17 protein-coding genes are annotated in these 17,218 nt (G+C 52.1%); 4 read left to right on the top strand and 13 right to left on the bottom strand.

Going from position 1 to position 17,218, the window contains the following annotated elements:
- The first annotated feature begins 69 nt into the window (after positions 1-69).
- Positions 70-987 carry a helix-turn-helix domain-containing protein gene (locus ACFOLF_RS32410; RefSeq protein ID WP_210039630.1) on the top strand — a complete coding sequence of 306 codons (918 nt, stop codon included), beginning with the start codon at positions 70-72 and terminating at the stop codon, positions 985-987.
- Here ACFOLF_RS32410 and ACFOLF_RS32405 read toward each other — a convergent pair.
- The 5 genes from ACFOLF_RS32405 to ACFOLF_RS32385 form a co-directional block, all read right to left on the bottom strand.
- Positions 976-1,734 (bottom strand): SDR family NAD(P)-dependent oxidoreductase, encoded by a 759-nt coding sequence (locus tag ACFOLF_RS32405; protein WP_210039333.1) that lies wholly within the window; start codon positions 1,732-1,734, stop codon positions 976-978. The genes ACFOLF_RS32410 and ACFOLF_RS32405 overlap by 12 nt on opposite strands.
- A gap of 271 nt (positions 1,735-2,005) precedes the next feature.
- Positions 2,006-3,106, bottom strand: a complete 1,101-nt coding sequence (locus ACFOLF_RS32400; RefSeq protein WP_210039334.1) for an SDR family oxidoreductase — start codon at positions 3,104-3,106, stop codon at positions 2,006-2,008.
- 113 nt (positions 3,107-3,219) lie between these two features.
- Positions 3,220-4,014, bottom strand: coding sequence for an SDR family NAD(P)-dependent oxidoreductase (locus ACFOLF_RS32395; protein ID WP_210039335.1), 795 nt, complete (start codon positions 4,012-4,014; stop codon positions 3,220-3,222).
- A gap of 161 nt (positions 4,015-4,175) precedes the next feature.
- Complete coding sequence (locus ACFOLF_RS32390; RefSeq protein WP_210039336.1) at positions 4,176-4,481, bottom strand: ArsR/SmtB family transcription factor; 306 nt, start codon at positions 4,479-4,481, stop codon at positions 4,176-4,178.
- A 152-nt stretch (positions 4,482-4,633) separates the two neighbouring features.
- Positions 4,634-5,134, bottom strand: coding sequence for a GNAT family N-acetyltransferase (locus ACFOLF_RS32385; RefSeq protein WP_210039337.1), 501 nt, complete (start codon positions 5,132-5,134; stop codon positions 4,634-4,636).
- A 276-nt stretch (positions 5,135-5,410) separates the two neighbouring features.
- Between ACFOLF_RS32385 and ACFOLF_RS32380 the strand changes: the two genes are divergently transcribed.
- From ACFOLF_RS32380 to ACFOLF_RS32370, 3 genes are all read left to right on the top strand, one after another.
- Complete coding sequence (locus tag ACFOLF_RS32380) at positions 5,411-6,592, top strand: FtsW/RodA/SpoVE family cell cycle protein (protein WP_379113127.1); 1,182 nt, start codon at positions 5,411-5,413, stop codon at positions 6,590-6,592.
- Between the two features lie 263 nt (positions 6,593-6,855).
- Positions 6,856-7,482: an SCO family protein gene (locus ACFOLF_RS32375; RefSeq protein WP_379113125.1), complete on the top strand. Its 627-nt coding sequence runs from the start codon at positions 6,856-6,858 to the stop codon at positions 7,480-7,482.
- A gap of 30 nt (positions 7,483-7,512) precedes the next feature.
- Positions 7,513-7,881 carry a c-type cytochrome gene (locus tag ACFOLF_RS32370; protein ID WP_210039338.1) on the top strand — a complete coding sequence of 123 codons (369 nt, stop codon included), beginning with the start codon at positions 7,513-7,515 and terminating at the stop codon, positions 7,879-7,881.
- 127 nt (positions 7,882-8,008) lie between these two features.
- On the opposite strand, the gene ACFOLF_RS32365 is transcribed toward ACFOLF_RS32370, so the two are convergent.
- The 8 genes from ACFOLF_RS32365 to ACFOLF_RS32330 all read right to left on the bottom strand — a co-directional run bounded on the left by ACFOLF_RS32365 (position 8,009) and on the right by ACFOLF_RS32330 (position 17,132).
- On the bottom strand, positions 8,009-8,431 hold the full coding sequence (locus ACFOLF_RS32365; protein ID WP_210039339.1) for a VOC family protein: 423 nt from the start codon (positions 8,429-8,431) through the stop codon (positions 8,009-8,011).
- Between the two features lie 248 nt (positions 8,432-8,679).
- Positions 8,680-9,951 carry a hypothetical protein gene (locus tag ACFOLF_RS32360; protein ID WP_210039340.1) on the bottom strand — a complete coding sequence of 424 codons (1,272 nt, stop codon included), beginning with the start codon at positions 9,949-9,951 and terminating at the stop codon, positions 8,680-8,682.
- A gap of 181 nt (positions 9,952-10,132) precedes the next feature.
- The gene (locus tag ACFOLF_RS32355) at positions 10,133-11,206 is read right to left on the bottom strand and encodes a Gfo/Idh/MocA family protein (RefSeq protein WP_379113123.1); all 1,074 of its coding nucleotides are present in this window, start codon (positions 11,204-11,206) and stop codon (positions 10,133-10,135) included.
- Positions 11,206-12,060 (bottom strand): phosphogluconate dehydrogenase C-terminal domain-containing protein, encoded by an 855-nt coding sequence (locus ACFOLF_RS32350; RefSeq protein ID WP_210039341.1) that lies wholly within the window; start codon positions 12,058-12,060, stop codon positions 11,206-11,208. Before ACFOLF_RS32350 ends, ACFOLF_RS32355 begins: the two co-directional genes overlap by 1 nt.
- Before the next feature lie 114 nt (positions 12,061-12,174).
- Positions 12,175-13,509: a glycoside hydrolase family 140 protein gene (locus ACFOLF_RS32345; RefSeq protein ID WP_210039342.1), complete on the bottom strand. Its 1,335-nt coding sequence runs from the start codon at positions 13,507-13,509 to the stop codon at positions 12,175-12,177.
- Between the two features lie 40 nt (positions 13,510-13,549).
- The gene (locus ACFOLF_RS32340; RefSeq protein ID WP_210039343.1) at positions 13,550-14,434 is read right to left on the bottom strand and encodes a carbohydrate ABC transporter permease; all 885 of its coding nucleotides are present in this window, start codon (positions 14,432-14,434) and stop codon (positions 13,550-13,552) included.
- A 12-nt stretch (positions 14,435-14,446) separates the two neighbouring features.
- On the bottom strand, positions 14,447-15,307 hold the full coding sequence (locus tag ACFOLF_RS32335) for an ABC transporter permease (protein WP_379113148.1): 861 nt from the start codon (positions 15,305-15,307) through the stop codon (positions 14,447-14,449).
- Between the two features lie 190 nt (positions 15,308-15,497).
- Positions 15,498-17,132, bottom strand: coding sequence for an extracellular solute-binding protein (locus tag ACFOLF_RS32330; protein WP_210039345.1), 1,635 nt, complete (start codon positions 17,130-17,132; stop codon positions 15,498-15,500).
- Positions 17,133-17,218 lie beyond the last annotated feature (86 nt).

Below are 17,218 nucleotides of genomic sequence, written 5' to 3'. Positions count from 1 at the left end.
TTACCCAAATCGGGCTATTCATGCTATACTGGGACCAACCAAATCAGCAAGCCAAAGGGGATAACTATGATGGCCGGCTCCTTTCCTCCGCCGACTCTGGGCCATATTATCGAAGAAACGATACTGCCCGACGTGAATACCACCGTGAACCTGTTCGCTATCCACCTGCGCCGCGTCAGCGGGGAGTGGGAATATCCGCTTCACGAGCATACGCAATTCGAGATCAATTATGTATTGGAAGGCCAGCAGCTTATGAATGCGGACGGGAGCAGACTGCTGCAGGAGGCGGGCGATCTGATCCTGTTCCGGCCCGGATATGCCCATTCCAGCAGAAGCGGCAATGACGAGCCGTTCACCTATTTCTGTCTCCATTTCAATATTGACGACCAGCTGTTCCTGTCCATGCTCAGCAGGATCAGGCAGACGCTCTTCCGCCGCGACAGCATGCTGACGCGTCAAGTGGAGCCTGTCCTGTCCAGGCTGATCGACATCGTCCGTGTGGCCGGAAGCGCAACCATGACCCAGAGGATGCGGCTGCATTCGGCGATCTTCGAATTATTCGGGACACTGTGGGAAGCCGTATCGAATGAGGCCGATCTGCTCTCTTCGTCTGCGTATGAGAAAGCAGAACTGGCCCATCAGATCCGCAATCGATTGCAGGGCCTGATGGGCCAGCATTTCAAACAGGGCGCCGATGCCCAGAGGCATTACGGCATTGACGATATCGCAGCGGAGCTTGGCATCAGCGTCTCCCATTGCAACCGTGTATTCCGGAACGTATACGGCATCTCCCCGCGCGCGTATCTGTCCGGACTCGTTCTGCACGAGGCCAAGCTGCTGCTGTCCAATCCGCTGCTGACCGTACAGCAGATCTCCTCCGTCCTCGGCTACCGGGACATCGCCCACTTCAGCCGCCAATTCAAGCGGTGGTCGGGGGTTTCGCCGAGCGATTACCGGCAGTCGGCTCAAGGCGAATTAATCCATTAGCTGCCCGCCGTTGACCTCGATAATTTCGCCCGTGATGTAATTCGCAAAATCCGAAGCGAGAAATAAAGCCGCGCCAACCGATTCCCGGGGCGTTCCCTCGCGGCCCATAGGAATGGTTGCCAGCGTCTTGCTCCTGATCTCCGGAGGCGTGAAGCGGTCATGGAAGGGCGTTGCAATGACACCCGGAGAAATCGCATTCACGGTAATGCCGTATTCGATCAGATCCTTGGCCAGCCCGCGCGTCAGTGTGCTGACTCCTCCCTTGGAGGCGGCATAGGCAGCCGAGCCGAAGCCGCCCCCGTTACGGGCGGCTATCGATGTGACGTTGATTACTTTGCCCGCGGAGGAGTTTCTGAGCAGCGGAAGCGCCGCCTTGGTCACCAGATATACCGACTTCAGATTTACATTCATCACTTCATCCCATAACTCTTCATCCAGATCGCCGAGACGGGCCCGTTTAATCAATGCTCCCGCATTGTTCATCAATATATCGATGCGGTCCCAGCTTCCCCTGATCTCCGCCACCATCCGCTCCACCTCCGGACGGCTTCCCACATCGCCGGCGACCAGCATGGCCTTGCGTCCCAACGCGGTAATTTCCGCAGCGACCTCCTCCGCCTGCTGCATATTGCTGTTGCCATGAACGATAACATCGGCTCCATGCCTCGCAAATTCGACAGCCGCGGCTCTGCCGATGCCCGTGCTGCTTCCCGTCACCCAAACGACTTTTCCGGCAAACGTATACATCCACGCACTCTCCTTTTTTACCTTATAGAAGGTATATAATGATTCACATCTATATCCTTCTATAAGTTCCTGGCGAAGAAGCCTGCTTGCCGCCATGGGACGAAAACAGGATTCTTCATGCTGAAAGCGATTGCTAATCTTAGAATTACTTCTACTTCGCCTCCTGCTTTCCTGCCTGAGGCCGGCTATTATACAGCGGTTTGCCATATCCGGCGCAGCAAGAATAAAACAAAGAAGAGTGCATGATGCAGTTCGTCCGTACGTTCCTTCTTTAAGGAATCACCTTGCGCCTGCGCAAATCGTCGAAAATATCCATAAACATCGTTTCCGTCTCCACATACTCGTGGAAGCCGAAGCGGCGCGCCTTCGATCCGTCTGCGAACAGATCATAATCCCAGGAGAAGACAAAGTCAGCGAAGCCCCAGGAGGATACATCCTTATAGGCATGCCGTTCAAGGCCATGCCTCCCGGTCATCGAATCCCACAAGCCCGCTTTGTCGGCCATGACGACATCAAGCTGCATGGGCAGGGGCGGCGCCGTCTCCAGATCAAAATAGCGGGCGATTTTCGGCCACATTTCACTCCATCGGAACAAATCGCCGTTGTTGATGTTGAAGGCCTGATTCGCACAGCGTATGTCTGTGGCAGCCCAGACGGTTGCCTTGGCAAGTAGGCCGGCATCGGTCATTTCGAGCAGCTTGTCATAGGCCCCCGGCTTGCCGGGAAAACGCAGCGGCAGTCCCAGTTCCTTGCAGATTGAGGCATAGACGGCGATCGCTACAGCCAGATTCATCGGGTTGCCAAGCGCGAAGCCTCCGACAACCGAAGGGCGGATAGCCGACCAGGTCCAGTTTTTGCCCTTCTGCCGGTTCTCCAGATAGTTCTGCTGATCGACATTGAATTCAGGCGGCATGTGGCCGGCATCCGTCTCACGGGCCGGTGTCTTGAACGGGCCCAGATGCGCGCCGTACACCTTGTAGCCCTGCATCAGACTTATATGCGTCAAGTGGGGAGAAGCCTCTTCAATCGCTTCAACCGCATGGACCAGCATCCTGAGATTCGGTTCCACGAGCTCAGCCCAGCCCGGACGGTCCTGATAAGCCGCGTAGAAAATATGCGTAACCTGACTGAGGCTTCCCAGCTTCTCACGGGTATCCTGCTGATCGAGCAAATCCACCGCCACATGCCTGACACGGCCTGCCGCCGCCCCGCCCCGCCTGGACAACCCGATAATATCCCAATCTCCCGTTCCCTCAAGATGATTAATAAGATTGCGGCCTATAACACCTTGTGCCCCCACTACAAGAGCTGTATTATTCTTTGCTGCCTGGCTGCCCGGCTCCGATGCCGCATATTGAGAACGGTTATCCATTGTGATTATCCTCTTTTCTATTTATATAGATTTATAGATATAAGCAGTAGAAAAGAAAGCCTGCATCTCCGCTCATTATGACTGAAGCAATGATGCAAGCTTTCAGATGACCATTAAATAACGCTTCGGACCAATCCGCCATCCACTCTCAAGGCGGCTCCATTAACGGCAGAGGCTAACGGACTGCAAACAAACACGGTAAAATCAGCGATCTCCTCAGGGCGGATCAGCCTTTGAATGATGGAAGTCGGGCGGTTTTCCTTCATAAACTTTCTTTCCGCCTCGGCAACGGATAAATTCCCTTCCGGATACAGCGTCTCCAGCATCTGCTCCACCCCTTCAGTCAGCGTAGAACCCGGCAGGACGGCATTGACAGTCACATTGGTTCCTTTGGCAAGCTCCGCCAAGCTGCGCGACACGGCGAGCTGCATCGTTTTGGTCGCACTGTAGTGGGCCATCTCCGGCGCCGGCACAATAGCCGATTCGCTTGCCACGAAGATGATCCTTCCTTCTCCGCGCCCGATCATACCATTCAGATAATGACGGCTCAGCCTGACTCCGCTCATTATGTTGACCTCAAAAAATCTGAACCAGTCCTCATCCCGGATCTCAAAGAAATCAGCAGGCTCGAATATCCCCAAATTATTGACCAGGATCTCAATCTCGGGAAACTGTCCGATAATGTCCTGGCAGCCCTGCTCCGTCCCCAGATCAGCCGCCGCGGGCTTCAGCATGGAACCGGGATATTGCGCTCCGATCTCCTGAATGACAGCATTCACTTTATCCGGATGGCGTCCGTTAATTAACACGGTGGCTCCTTCACGGGCCAATGCGGCCGCAATCGCCTTGCCAATTCCGGCGGTTGATCCGGTTACCAGCGCAGTCTTGCCTTTTAATTGCAAATCCATGATTGTTTCCTCCTAATTGTTTAAGTAATTAAAATAGCTCCCAAACCAAAGGCGTGCTCTTCCTATATTCTCCTTTAACCCTCTAATCATACTTACGAAAATCCAGATATCTAATATTCTAGATATATAAGCTCAAAAAAAATGGGACGGAAGGCTGGCTGCTAAAGCTCCTTCTCTATGTACTCGGCAAATTCGCGAATCGTCTGTTCGTTGCGGCGGTAATACGTCCACTGCCCGACCCGCTCTGATTCCAGCAGACCTGCCTTCTGCATCGTATGCAAATAACTCGAGATGACGGATTGGGCAAGCCCCGCCTTCTCCTGAATATCTTTTACGCACACGCCTGGTTTGGTTTGGGTGTCCGTCTCATAATGCCTGCCGAAATGTTCAGCGGGATTCCTGAGCCATAACAAAATCTGACGTCGGGTTTCATTGGACAGCGCTTTGAAAACAAGTAGATGTTCCATATTCATATTATATCTATATTTATAGATTTGTAAATATCTATTTGCAAAAAAAGAATGATCCTGGAATGGACCATTCAAGCCTGCAGCGTTTTTTTTGACTCTTGAAGGAAGAGGTGAAACGGCTATCGCCGCGTTAGCTTCCGGGATGGCGTTCAAAGCGCCCCGGGATGAATGGCTTTACGGAGCAGATGCATCGTTCCGTCCCCATTATCGGTTTCGAAGGCATGAAAACGTTCATACCCTCTGCGTTCATACATGGACAAAAGCCAGGGATGTTTCTCCGCCGTCGCCAAAGTTACCGCAGATGCGCCCAGGCGCTCGCCTATGACCGTTTCCTCCACCCATGTGAGCAGCCTGCCTCCGAAGCCCCGGCCCTGATAAGCCGGATCCACGGCAAACCACTTGATGAAAGGAAGATCGGTTATGGACTTGATTTCGCCGTTTTTGGACAGCGTCACCGTGGCTGTGATCAGACCGTCAATTTCCAGCACATAACATTCATTATGCCTTATATTATCCTCAATCAGGGCAAGATCCGCATTCGCCGCGGGCCAATGAAGCTCAAGCTCCCGAATCGTTGCATAGGCTTCGTAGATAATGTGAAGCAGTCTCGGAGCATCCTTAAGGACGGCCAGACGATATATTTCGCTCATGGTTTCACCTCTGCTGTGTAATGTTGACATATCCGCATTGTTTTAATCGGAATAGTAAAACAACTTTATCATCATCTCTTCCCCGCGGCTAATCAATTTATTCTATAAGCCTATACAAGCTTGTGCAAATATCAGCGTCTGCAAAGTTCGATTAAACAGTTGGATTATGATAATATTGCTTAATGGGTATTCGGATAATTGCAGCAGCTAAAAATCGTAACTTTATGCCCTGCTCAATCGTCTATTTTATATCGCTGTATTTCCGGGAGGTCAAGGATGGTTTTTTTGCTTAAAAAAATACTAGGCAAGCTGGACGGGATGATTTTGCTCCTTTTGCTTGTCTTTATGACAATCAGTATATTCTGCATATACAGCGCAACATGGAAGGATCCCGCCTTTGCCGGCTCCTATATAAAAATGATTTATTTTTATGTACTGGGCTTCGCCGTCGTTTTTGGCATGCTGTTTTTCAATTATAAAATTTTGTTGAAGCTGTCCCCTATTTTATATTTAATTGGGCTTGGTCTCCTGGTCTTATTGTTTTTTCGGGGACAAACCATTAACAATGCCCAGGGCTGGTTCACCGTCGGCCAGTTCAGCTTTCAGCCCGCCGAGCTTTGCAAGCTGCTTCTGATTCTGTTCCTGGCCTATTTTCTCTCCAAGCGCGAGGTGGAATCACTCAGTCTGCTTAAGGAAGTTATCCCGATGGGCGTCATCACCTTCGTTCCGTTCCTGCTGGTGCTGATGCAGCCTGATCTGGGCAACTCTATCGGATATGTCATCATCTTCATCGTGGTTTGCTGGATGGGGAATATCCGTTACCGGCATGCCCTGATCGGTCTTGTCGTTGTCGCCGTGGTAAGCGGCGCTTCATTGTACAGCTACATCACATACCATGAACAAGTGAAGACCTTCATGGCTTCCTACGACAAAGAATATTGGCTCGATCGGATCGATGCCGTGCTGCTTCCGGAGCAGGCATCCGAGAAAGCGACCTACCATATGGAACGCGCGGTCATCGCCATCGGCTCGGGGTCGCTAGAAGGGGACGGCTATCTCAAGGGAAGCTCGATTCAAAGCGGACGCGTCCCGTATACCTATTCCGACTCTATCTTTGTCGTCATCGGGGAAGAATTCGGATTCCTCGGCTGCTCCATACTGCTCATGCTCTATTTCTTCCTGATTTACCGGATGACCATCATCTCTCTAAGCCTTTCAAGCAAAAGGGGCATCTACATTATAGCCGGAATCTCCGCCATGTTCCTGTTTCAAATCTTTGAGAACATCGGAATGCTGATCGGCATTATGCCCATCACCGGGATCACGCTGCCTTTCATCAGCTATGGAGGCACATCCTTATTGATTAACATGATTTCGATCGGACTTGTGCTGAACATCCGGATCTATGACGATGTGGAGACGGAAGCGATGACCGTCGGCCAGCCCTCAGTATCCTGACTGACCCCAAGGCCCATTCTCAACCCGCACGAGTATATAAAACGCGCAGCCCACGTGGTTTGCGCGTTTTTTTTCTGGCCCTTAACCCTGTCCGTTTGTGAATATTGTGTGAAACGAAAAAATCCGAATCATGGCTGAATTCCGCTCCCTGCGGGGGCGGAGACTTCGGGCTGCCGCAGCACATAGCCCAAACGGGTCATAGCACGGAAACGGAGGGTTTGCTAGAATGAAACACATCTTGCAAGCGTCTGGGGGCCTTGATTTTGAAAATTAAACAATCGGATCGGAAATTTGTTGTCGCTGTAGTCATTCTGCTTATCGTCATGGCCGGTTATTTCGCTTACAGTATGCTCGGCAATCATACCGGCAAGCTGCCCGTTGTCATGGATTCACCGGACTTCACTCTTCAGGGTCTGGACGGAAATCCATTCACCTACAGCGCGAACAACACGGGGAATGTTCATATCATTGAATTTATGTTTACCCAATGCCCGGATATTTGTCCCGCAACGACCTACAATCTCGTGCAAATACAGGAGGAGCTCAAGAAAGAGGCCCTGTTCGGCAGTAAAGTGAATTTCCTGGCGATCTCCTTCGACCCTGCCAACGATACGCCGCAGGTTCTGCGCAAATATGCCGACAGGCTTGGCATGGACATGTCCGGCTGGTCCATTCTCACCGGGAAGGAAGAAGACACAAAGAAGCTCGCGGAGAAGTTTGGCATTTCCATCACGAAGATGCCCGACGGCACATTCGTACATACAGCCACCTCTCTGCTGCTGATTGACGACAAGCAGCGCGTTCGCAAGGTCTACCGGATGGGTAATGATATGGACAATGAGCTGATTCTCAACGATATCCGTACGCTCATCAACGAGAAAGGAGCCTGACTTTCGAATACACCATAAGGAGAGATGGCCATGCAAAAATGGACGATGTTTGTTTTAGTATGTATCGCAGGCGCATTATGTGTCGGTTTGCTGCTGTTCAACCTTCCTGCCAAGGAAGAGGAGACAGCGGGGAATGAACCGCCTGCTGTTTCCATACCTGATACCCCGGTGGATGCCCAGGCGGCGGAAGAAGTGTTCAAGAGCAACTGCGTCGCCTGTCATGGCGATCAGCTCCAGGGCGGAATGGGTCCCAATCTGACAGCCGTCGGAAGCAGCATGGACAAAGAGAGCATTTATACCCAAATCGTGCAGGGCGGCAATGGGATGCCGGGCTTTGAGGGAAAGCTGACCGATGAGGAAATTGCCAATTTGGCAAAATGGCTGGCTGCGAAAAAATGATCCACCGCAAAATGGTTTAAATTGTGCAGGCGTTCTGAATAAACCAAAGAACCATCGCAAGCGTTTGCGATGGTTTTTTGGCAGCCAGCCGTTGCCTGCCAGCTATGAGGATACCCGTTTTCAAACCTTAGCCTTGTTCCGGGTTGACTGCATTTTCATCCATATGCACGAACTCCCAGAGATGACCGTCAAGATCCTGGAAGCTCCATTGGTACATAAATCCAAGATCCACCGGGTCATTGGAAGGCGTTCCGCCTGCTGCCAGAGCGCGGTTTACGATTTCATCGACCTTATCCTTGCTGGCCGCCGACAATGCCACAATGACTTCCGTGCTTTTTGCTGTATCGGCAATTTCCTTGGTGGTGAAGGTTTTATAGAAGCTTTCAACCAGCAGCATAACAAATATATTTTCGCTGACAATCATGCATGTTGCATTCTCATCGGTAAACTGCGGGTTGAATTCAAAACCGATGGTACTGAAAAAATCGACGCTTTTGTTCAAATCCTTAACCGGTAAATTCACAAAAATTTTATCTGCCGTCACTGCCATAACCGATCACCTCTATGGTTTAGTAGCTTGCCATTCTTTCCCTTGATCTTACGCTCCCGGACATTGAACACCGTTGCTGATTTGGCGCCCTCCCTTACAAGCATCTTAATCAGTGCCTGAACTGTTTAGCTCTATATTCGATCTGAGTATAGCATAGAGAATATGAGATGATTTCTTATGGATTGCTATTTTCCCAGGTTCTGAACAGACAGCTCGGACATTGAAATAATCCGCTAATTGCGGGGACTTCAGGCGTTATCGGGTTCCTGCGGGGCTTCTGCCTCTTCCAGCGCCCGGATCATCCTGGACAGCCTCTTCTGCAGCTGGCCGATATCGGAATACGCGGCTGCGGTCAGCCTCATTAGCTCCGCGGCGGTTTTCTGACTGGCCGCCCTTTCTGCCGGACTCCGGTCATAGTCATCATCGGCAAGAAGCGAATGCGTGTCGAACTGGGCGAGTCTGCCGATCGGCCTTCCCTGGGCCAGCAGCTCGTATACGGCTGATACGTCGGCAGCGTCCATCACGCCGCGCGCTCCCTTCAACGGGCTGCTGTCCATCAGCTGATCCAGCAATTCTGCAAGTCCGCTGTAATCTTCCATTGATATGCCGGGATGTGCCATATACTCCGTTTCACGGCCAGCGGAAACAGCCAGTCCTCCGTACAGCTCTTTCAGAGAATACAAGGTTTCCCCGACATCCAGACCTGGATGCATGTCAATCTCGACAAGGGTATCCGTCACCGTTTTCACATCGAGCCTTGGTTTCACGACCGTTTGTCTCTCAATAAGCCCCTCCGCCCTGACAGGCAGCGCGGGGACATTGACCTCTTTGAAACTGTACTGCAGCCTGAGCGCGTCTGACAGCTTGCCTTTATATAAGCGGCCATCTTCGGATTCCATCCGGAATATTCGTCTGGCGGGATTCAACAAGATCAAGCTCCCCTTCACGCGAAACCTATCCGCCGATTCGGTTGTTTCATTGATCAACCCGCAGCCTGCTTGAAGCTGGCACATGCTCAGATCCACAGAATTCCGCTCACCGCCCGGCGCAGCCCATTCGATGCTTACGGAAGCAGACTGGTCCAGCAAAACGCGCAAAAAATGCTCATATGCAGCGGCAGTTATGAGGGACAGCTTTCCAAGCCGCTCCTGAAGCGCCTTCAGGTCCCCGGTATCGCCAAGCAGCCTGACCATACTCCCTGCCGCACGCGTTGCTGAAGTCACTCCGAACAGATCCGCAGTACCCTGGGAGGCAAGTCGGACGGCATGATCGCCGCGCTCCCTTATTTTGAAGGTATTATCTGCGACAATGGAAGCCGGCGGCTTTCTTGAACCCCTCTTCCAGCGCTCGTCGAGGGAGTAGATAACGGCTTGCAGAGCTGCCACCAGCTCGTCCGTATCGCGTCCGTCCTCTTCATGGGGGCCGTCAGCGGCTGTCAGGTACAAGCTGATCACATCCCGCCCGCTATTCCCGGCTTCCACTTCCGTTGTATTTTCAAAATAACCAGACAGTTTGCCCACCTCAACGATCAAGTGAAAGTTATAGCATAACTATAGTATAAATCACCCAATCAGACAAAATAGTCCAAAAAAAAAGAAAACCCGAATATATGGGCTTTCCCGATATGCTGCTGCCGCAGCGGCCTTTTTCAAGTTCAAAGAATTCGTTCTGCAATGACTGGAATGGCGCGCTTACGCTGTTCTACGGTTCAATTTGAACCGCTTGATGGCTTTCAATGCTGCGGTACGTATCGAATACCAGCCGGAGCGTTCGGAGGTTGTCGTCTCCCGAGGTCTGAAACGGACTGCCCGATGTAAGACAGTCGATAAAATGCGTCTGCAGCCGGAAGTGGCTTTCCTCATGATCAAGCTCCGTCTGTTCCGCCACTACCGTTTCATAGCCGTTATTATCGATGATAACGATTTTCCCTTGATCTCCATACATCTTAAGCGTCGCTTTGCTTCCATCGACAACGAAATGCTCGACGAAACGGGCATCGACCTGATCTTCAATGATGGGTCCCGTCAATTCCCGGCGCGATACCCAGCATAGGTCCATCATTCCGTAAAAGTCGTCGTATCCCAGCGTGACGACGCCGGAGTCCTCCCCTTTTACATGGCTGCTGAACGACCCGGCTTCCGCATAAAGCCTCTTTGGTTCCCCAAAGAGAAAACGCCACGTATCGAACCAGTGCGGGCCCATTTCATAAAACATCAGCCTGGGCATTTCCGCCAGGAACGGCTGCGGGAGGCTCGCCCCCGGCACCATTCGTTCAGTGAAGAAATCCGAATGAATGAACCGGGCGACACGAATATCGCCAAGAGCGCCGGAATCCAGCACCCGCTTGATAGTCTGGATGGGCTGCAGCCAGCGCCAGTTCTCGGTCACCATCAAGCGTACGCCAGCATCCCGGGCGGCCGCAACTATCGCCTCCGCCTCCTCATAGCTCGGTGCGAAGGGCTTCTGGCACATGACAGCCTTGCCCGCCGCGGCTGCCGTTCTAACCATGGCAAGATGCGTTTCGGGAGGGGTGACGAGATCGATAATATCAATATCCGCACTCGCCAGCATCTCTTCAAGCGAGCTGTAGAGACGTTCATGGGGAACCCCGTATTCGTCGGCCTTTTTCACCAGCTTCTCCGTGCTTCTGTTGCACAGGGCATGAATCTGAACGCCGGGAATCCGGCTCCATGCCTTCAGATGCTTCCCGGACCAGAAGCCGGTGCCGACCAGTCCAACCTTATACATGCCATGCGCCTCCTGTTCCGCTGCCATTATTTCAGCCCTTCCGCTTTGTCCGGATGAAGCATCATGTCGACCTGCTCATAGATCTTCTCGGGCTTGTAGAGGTCCTGCCAGCCTTCCTTGATCATGGCTTTGCGCCCGTAATCGATTGCGATCAGACAAGCGTCGGAGAACGGATTTACTTTCTCGAATACGATGCCAAGCTGGATGTTGATATGCCCCAGCATGAAATCCTTCGCCGCCTCGTAGGGGACCCCGTTCTTCACCGCTTCCTCCATGGCCTCGCCCAGAATCGTCACCACCATTGAACCGATCGTTTCCGCCATTGCCGGCTCAAGCATGGCCATCTGCTCCAGGGTTATCCGGTGCGACCGCATGACAGGGGCGTACATCTCCCTGGCCAACTCTTCGCCAATTTGATAATGCTCCTCGGGTCCCTGCATCAGAGCGCATACGATAGCCTGCTTCGCAGCGACGCCGCCGAAGAAATCCCGTTTTGCCTCGGGCGTTACTTCATCGTTGAATACAGGCGGGTGGCAGGGGTGCGTGACAAAATAGGTGATATCCCCCCGCTCTGGAAGCTTGCCTAGATAAGCTGCCGCCGGATCGAGCATCATTAAGATAGCGCCCTTCTTCATAGCCGGCACGACGGAGGCCGACACGTCGCCGATAGCGGCATCCGGCACGGCCAGAATAATGATATCCGCATCAATCAGCGCTTCCTGCCGGGGAGTTGTCGCAAGTCCCCGTTCGGAGAGCCGTTCGACACCCTGCTCGCTGATTTCCACATAATGAACATTTAATGTTCCTTTTTTCAAATTATCGGCAATTCTGCATCCCATCTTGCCGCCGGCGCCGATTAGCGCGATCGTTTGTGTACGCATAAATCCTCCTGATTATAGATGAATTTGAGTATGCCGGATGTGCAAACCGGGAATCGCGCCGGTGGTATCCTGAATATGGCTAAGTCGAATGTCCCTGTCCTTCAACTCCTGAGCTTAAGGTGCCGCATAGCCCTTGGAATCATCGTCCAGGATCAGAACCCAGTCATCGTTTCTTCCGCTTGATGGCGGGAAAAATTTGACCTCCGCTTCGTTCTTGTACAGGCCTGCCGGCTGCGTCTCGCCGGTCCGTGGATCATACCAGCTCGCACGGATACTCTCTCCGGCAATGATTCCCATCCTGACCTGGAAAGGGAGTCCGTTCGGGCTGTAGAAGAAGGCATAGTCGGCGCCGCGGCTTGCCTGGATATGATTGGCGCCGCTATCATTGCCGATAACCAGGCTTTGATCCGGAATACGGTCAAAGAACGGTCTGGATTCGATCAGCCTGCGGGCATGACGCATCTGCATGGCACCTGGACGGACGATGGCCTGCCTCCAGTGCATAATAAAATAATCGCTTTGCTCCGTAGTCATCGACCAGATGCTGTGATGTCCGTACGTATGTCCGAATGCGCCGGCGAATAAAGCCCAGTATGCCGCTTGTCTGACATCCGCCGCATCGAAGTAGCCGTTCACCGCCTTGAAATTGATCGGGTGATCCTCATAGCATGGCTCGGCATCCAGGGTCGGTTTGACAGGAGCCAATCCATAATCGTGGCTAACATGCTCGTTATTGGCGGTGTTAAGCGCACCGTGACCGGATTGAATCATATTGAAATCAAGCCAGCTCTCGTCATGAAGCTGCTGCGATGAGGATTTTCCGCCCATAGGATGAAACGTGATCAGGTGCTCTCCGCCATCCGCCTGTTTAATCCCTTCCGCCATGGCCTGGATAACATCGAAATGCTTGCTGGTCACTAGCGGCCTGTCCCCGCCAAGAATCCAGATAATATTGCTGTTTGCCTTGTATCTGCTGGCGATCCACTCCCCGTATGCCTTGGCATTGCTCTTCGTAAAGATTTCCGGACCTTTGCCCCACATGCGGTTGTACTTGTCCCCCCAGGTGGGCAGAAGCCCGATATAGAGTCCCAGCTCCGCTGCCGCATTAATGATGAAATCCATATGCTCCCAATAGCCGTATGCTCCGTCTTGCGGCAGATCGGGCAGAAGCGGATCGTATTTCCCTTGGCCGTTCTGAAGGAGGGGCAATCTGCCGTATGCGTTCTCAACGGTGAGACCCTCGAACTCTGACAGGGCTACAGCCTGAATAACGGTAAAGCCTGCCTCCGCCCGGTTTTGCAAATATTCCAGCGCCTCTTCTTTATTCAATCTGTGAAATAGCTCCCATGCTGTATCACCCAGCCAGAAGAACGGAGTGCCGTCCTCCTGCGCCAGATAACGCCGGTTGTCGCTGACTTTCAACTTCTTAAATTTGCTGCTTGTCGTCATGTTTACTATCAACCTCTCTTATTGGGATTTATGTTTGCAATTAACCTTTCACGCTGCCGAGCCGGATCCCGCTGACGAAATACTTTTGCAGGAACGGGTAGGCCAGCAGGATCGGAATAGCGGCAACAATCATCTGCGCGCCCTTAACGGAGCGGTCGTTCAGTTTGGCTAATCGCTCAGCTTCGGTGGCCGACATGGTGGCAAAGTTGAATTTTACAACAATCGTCTGCAAATAGCTCTGCAGCGGATAGTTCTTGGCATTTTGCATATAAATCAATCCGTCGAACCAGGAGTTCCAGTGTGCGACCAGACAGAACAGCGTTATCGTGGCGATTGCCGGCGTGGAGACGGGTACGTAAATCTGCCAGAGCGTTCTCCAGTGGCTGGCGCCGTCAATATTGGCCGCATCCTCCATCTCCTCCGGAACCTGGCGGAAGAAGTTCAACATGAGAATAACATTGAATACCGTCACGGCGCCAGGCAGCACAAGCGCCCAGATCGTATTCATAATGCCAAGCTCCTTGACCAGAATATAGGTCGGAATCAGACCGCCGTTGAAAAGCATGGTGAAGAAGAACACCCACACATACACCGCTCTCATGCGGAATTTTTCCTTGCTTTTGGACAGCGGATAGGCCAGCAGAATAACAAGCGCGACGTTCAAGGTGGTACCGATTGCCGCCCGCTCCAGCGTGATGCCGAAGGCCCGCCAGAATGCCTCCCGGTTGAGAACGTATGAATAGGGCTCCCACGTGAAGCGAACGGGCCAGAAGCGTACCAGATTTCCCGTTACGGCAGAGTTGTCGCTTAAGGAAATCGCGAGAATATGGATGAACGGAATGAAGCAAAGAACACAGACCAGAGACAGGAAGATAATGTTGAATAGGTTGAATATTTTTTGCCCTGTCGTTTGTCTTGCGGGCATAGTCTTCCCTCCTTAGAAAAGTCGGTAGTTGAACAGGCGGTATGCGGTCAGGTAGGATATCGAAATCAGGATAAAGGACACGAAGGATTTCAATAATCCGACGGCAGTCGATGGGCCGAATTGAGCTTGCAGAAGTCCCATGCGGTACACCATCGTGTCGACGATATCGCCTGATTCATAGACCTGCGGACTGTACAGATTGAAGATCTGATCGAAACCGGCATCCAGTACACTTCCGAGACTGAGCACCATCAAAAGTACGATGATCATATGCATGCCCGGCAGCGTGACATGCCAGGTCTGTTTCCATCTGCCCGCGCCGTCCACGGCAGCCGCTTCGTAGAGGGAAGGATCAATGCTCGTAATCGCCGCCAGATAAATAACGGTGTTGAAGCCAAATGTCTTCCACACGTCGGAAGCGACCATCGTATATGGAAACCAACTGTTCTCGCCGAGGAAATAAATCGGCTTGATTCCGAAAATGCCCAGGAAGCTGTTCACGATACCTCCGGATGGGGATAAGATATCGACCAGAATGCCGCCCAAAATAATCCACGAAAGAAAATAAGGAAAATAAATAACGGTTTGCATGACACGCTTGAACAGCACATTGCGGATTTCATTCAATAACAAGGCGAATGTGATCGGTACGATCAGTCCCATAACGATCTTCATAATGGCAATGAACAATGTGTTCCAAATCACCTGCCAAATGTTCGGCATCGAAAAAACATACTTGAAGTTGCCAAATCCAACCCAGTCCTGGTTACCGAAAAGACCCTTGAGCGGTATAAAGTTCTGAAACGCAATCGTAACGCCGATCATCGGGATGTATGAGAAAATAATAACAAGAACCAGTCCCGGAAGCAGCATCAGATGGAGCGGCAGCTCTCTTTTCTTCCTGTATTTACCCCCGACTGCGCCGGTTTTCAGCTTCTTCGGGGCCGTTATTTCAGTTTGCATGCAGCTCCCTCATTCCAGCTTATAGTATAGATAACAGCTGCAGGTGCCCTTGCAATGCCATCCAGGCACCTGCGTAGGATCCAACGCAAATTTGCTGTCTTTACTTACCCAGTGCGGCGTTTACCTCCTGTACGACCTGCTCGCCGCCGAGATTGTTCCATTCCTTGACCATATTGTCAAATCCGCTGTCCGCATCGGTCTTGCCCAGAATGATGCCGGTGAGCGTCGTGACGATCAGCTCATCCATCGAGCTTCCTCTTGTAACCTCGGTCGGCGTCGGAGCACCCAAGTACGCATCCCACATGACCTGATCCGGATACGTATCGTCAATGAACGCAAACGGCGTATCTGTGGGGCCGAACATCATCGAGATGGACCAGTTGCCGTCCTCCATGGATTTGTAGAAGCCTTGCCCTGACCCCTTCAGGCTGTCCGTAGTGCCATCCTTGAGCGCCTGCTTGATATCCTGATGTCCCTTAAGGTCAATCATCGGATCCAGCGTGTATACCGGGGACATCCACCAAATCCCGTCCACGCCATTCTCGCCGAAGTATTTATTGAATTCGGCATTTTCGCCAAACAAGGCCTCAACGTAGACATTCAGCATTTTGATCAGGTTCTCCGGATGCTGCGTTCCTTTCTTCACAACCAACCAGCCGTCGGCTGCAATTTTCAATGGAATAGTCGGTTTATCGCCAGTCTTGGTCGGGAGCGGAACAACGATCCACTTGGCCGCCGGATCATTCGCAAGTGTCTTCTCCGCTGTGAACGCCATCCAATGCGGCCCGTAAAACATGCCTGTCTTGCCTGCTGCTACGGATTCCATTGCTTTGGGATTATCCTTCGACCCGAATTCCTTGTCGAGCAGACCTTCCTTGAACATCGTCTGGAGAAGGGCAAGCGGCTCCTTCATTTCCGGCTGTACGACACCGCGGTCCACCTTGCCGTCCTTCTCGATCCAATTGAGCGGGTAAGCATTATAAGCCCAGAATAGCCCCTGCATGTTGTACCGGAAATCATTGTCGATTTCCAGACCGAAGGTGTCGTCCTGGCCGTTGCCGTCAGGGTCGTTCTTCGCGAATGCCCTTGCAATTGCAAGGACGTCATCCATTGTTTTGGGACGGGAAAGGCCAAGCTTGGTCAGCCAGTCCTCGCGGATCCAGAGATGATTATAGCCATTGGTTGAAGGCATCTTCAGCGGAATGCCGTATCTTTTGCTGTCGCTTGTGACGGGCTCGAAGATCCGGTCCGTTTCACTTTCGATGATGCTTTTGAGCAGCGGCGAGGCGTACTGGTCGTAGAGGGGTCCCATTTCCTCAACGGCTCCCGCATCCATCAGCTGCTTCATATCGGCTGGCTGGTCGACCTGGAATATATCCGGCAGATCCCCCGAAGCCATGGACAGCTTGAGCTTCTGATCGTACGACGTAGTATCAGGGGCCAACATTTTGTATTCAACCGTTACCCCCACCTTCTCCTTGAACATGCGGGTCCAGCGGTTGTCGGTAAGTGTTTCTCCGGTCTGCTCTTTCAATTTGGCGATATTCTCATCATTCTCATTCAAATTTCTGCCGAACGTATAGGTGATTGGTTCATTGCCTGAAGGGTCGGCTGCATTGCTGCCCTCTGCTGCTCCTTCGTTACCACCTGCGTTGTTACCATTCGAATTGGTACAACCAACGATTGCGGCGATCATAAGCATGGATAGACACCATAGAGACCATTTTTTTATCACTTGCGCAAACCTCCCAGATCTAATTTTGTATCGATTACGCCAGCCTTGCGCATGATTCGGGAATCTTCTCAGGCAGATTTTTATGA

This window comes from Paenibacillus sepulcri, assembly GCF_042647105.1.
GTDB classification, from domain to species: domain Bacteria; phylum Bacillota; class Bacilli; order Paenibacillales; family Paenibacillaceae; genus Paenibacillus_Z; species Paenibacillus_Z sepulcri.
The sequence above is the reverse complement of the archived record's forward strand: the minus strand, read 5'-3'. Positions and strand labels throughout refer to the sequence as shown.

Excerpts from the sequence above, each read along its gene's own strand:
- ACFOLF_RS32410 (WP_210039630.1), top strand. The coding sequence starts at position 70 with ATGGCCGGCTCCTTTCCTCCGCCGACTCTGGGCCATATTATCGAAGAA.
- ACFOLF_RS32405 (WP_210039333.1), bottom strand. The coding sequence starts at position 1,734 with ATGTATACGTTTGCCGGAAAAGTCGTTTGGGTGACGGGAAGCAGCACG.
- ACFOLF_RS32400 (WP_210039334.1), bottom strand. The coding sequence starts at position 3,106 with ATGGATAACCGTTCTCAATATGCGGCATCGGAGCCGGGCAGCCAGGCA.
- ACFOLF_RS32395 (WP_210039335.1), bottom strand. The coding sequence starts at position 4,014 with ATGGATTTGCAATTAAAAGGCAAGACTGCGCTGGTAACCGGATCAACC.
- ACFOLF_RS32390 (WP_210039336.1), bottom strand. The coding sequence starts at position 4,481 with ATGGAACATCTACTTGTTTTCAAAGCGCTGTCCAATGAAACCCGACGT.
- ACFOLF_RS32385 (WP_210039337.1), bottom strand. The coding sequence starts at position 5,134 with ATGAGCGAAATATATCGTCTGGCCGTCCTTAAGGATGCTCCGAGACTG.
- ACFOLF_RS32380 (WP_379113127.1), top strand. The coding sequence starts at position 5,411 with ATGGTTTTTTTGCTTAAAAAAATACTAGGCAAGCTGGACGGGATGATT.
- ACFOLF_RS32370 (WP_210039338.1), top strand. The coding sequence starts at position 7,513 with ATGCAAAAATGGACGATGTTTGTTTTAGTATGTATCGCAGGCGCATTA.
- ACFOLF_RS32365 (WP_210039339.1), bottom strand. The coding sequence starts at position 8,431 with ATGGCAGTGACGGCAGATAAAATTTTTGTGAATTTACCGGTTAAGGAT.
- ACFOLF_RS32355 (WP_379113123.1), bottom strand. The coding sequence starts at position 11,206 with ATGGCAGCGGAACAGGAGGCGCATGGCATGTATAAGGTTGGACTGGTC.
- ACFOLF_RS32350 (WP_210039341.1), bottom strand. The coding sequence starts at position 12,060 with ATGCGTACACAAACGATCGCGCTAATCGGCGCCGGCGGCAAGATGGGA.
- ACFOLF_RS32345 (WP_210039342.1), bottom strand. The coding sequence starts at position 13,509 with ATGACGACAAGCAGCAAATTTAAGAAGTTGAAAGTCAGCGACAACCGG.
- ACFOLF_RS32340 (WP_210039343.1), bottom strand. The coding sequence starts at position 14,434 with ATGCCCGCAAGACAAACGACAGGGCAAAAAATATTCAACCTATTCAAC.
- ACFOLF_RS32335 (WP_379113148.1), bottom strand. The coding sequence starts at position 15,307 with ATGCTGCTTCCGGGACTGGTTCTTGTTATTATTTTCTCATACATCCCG.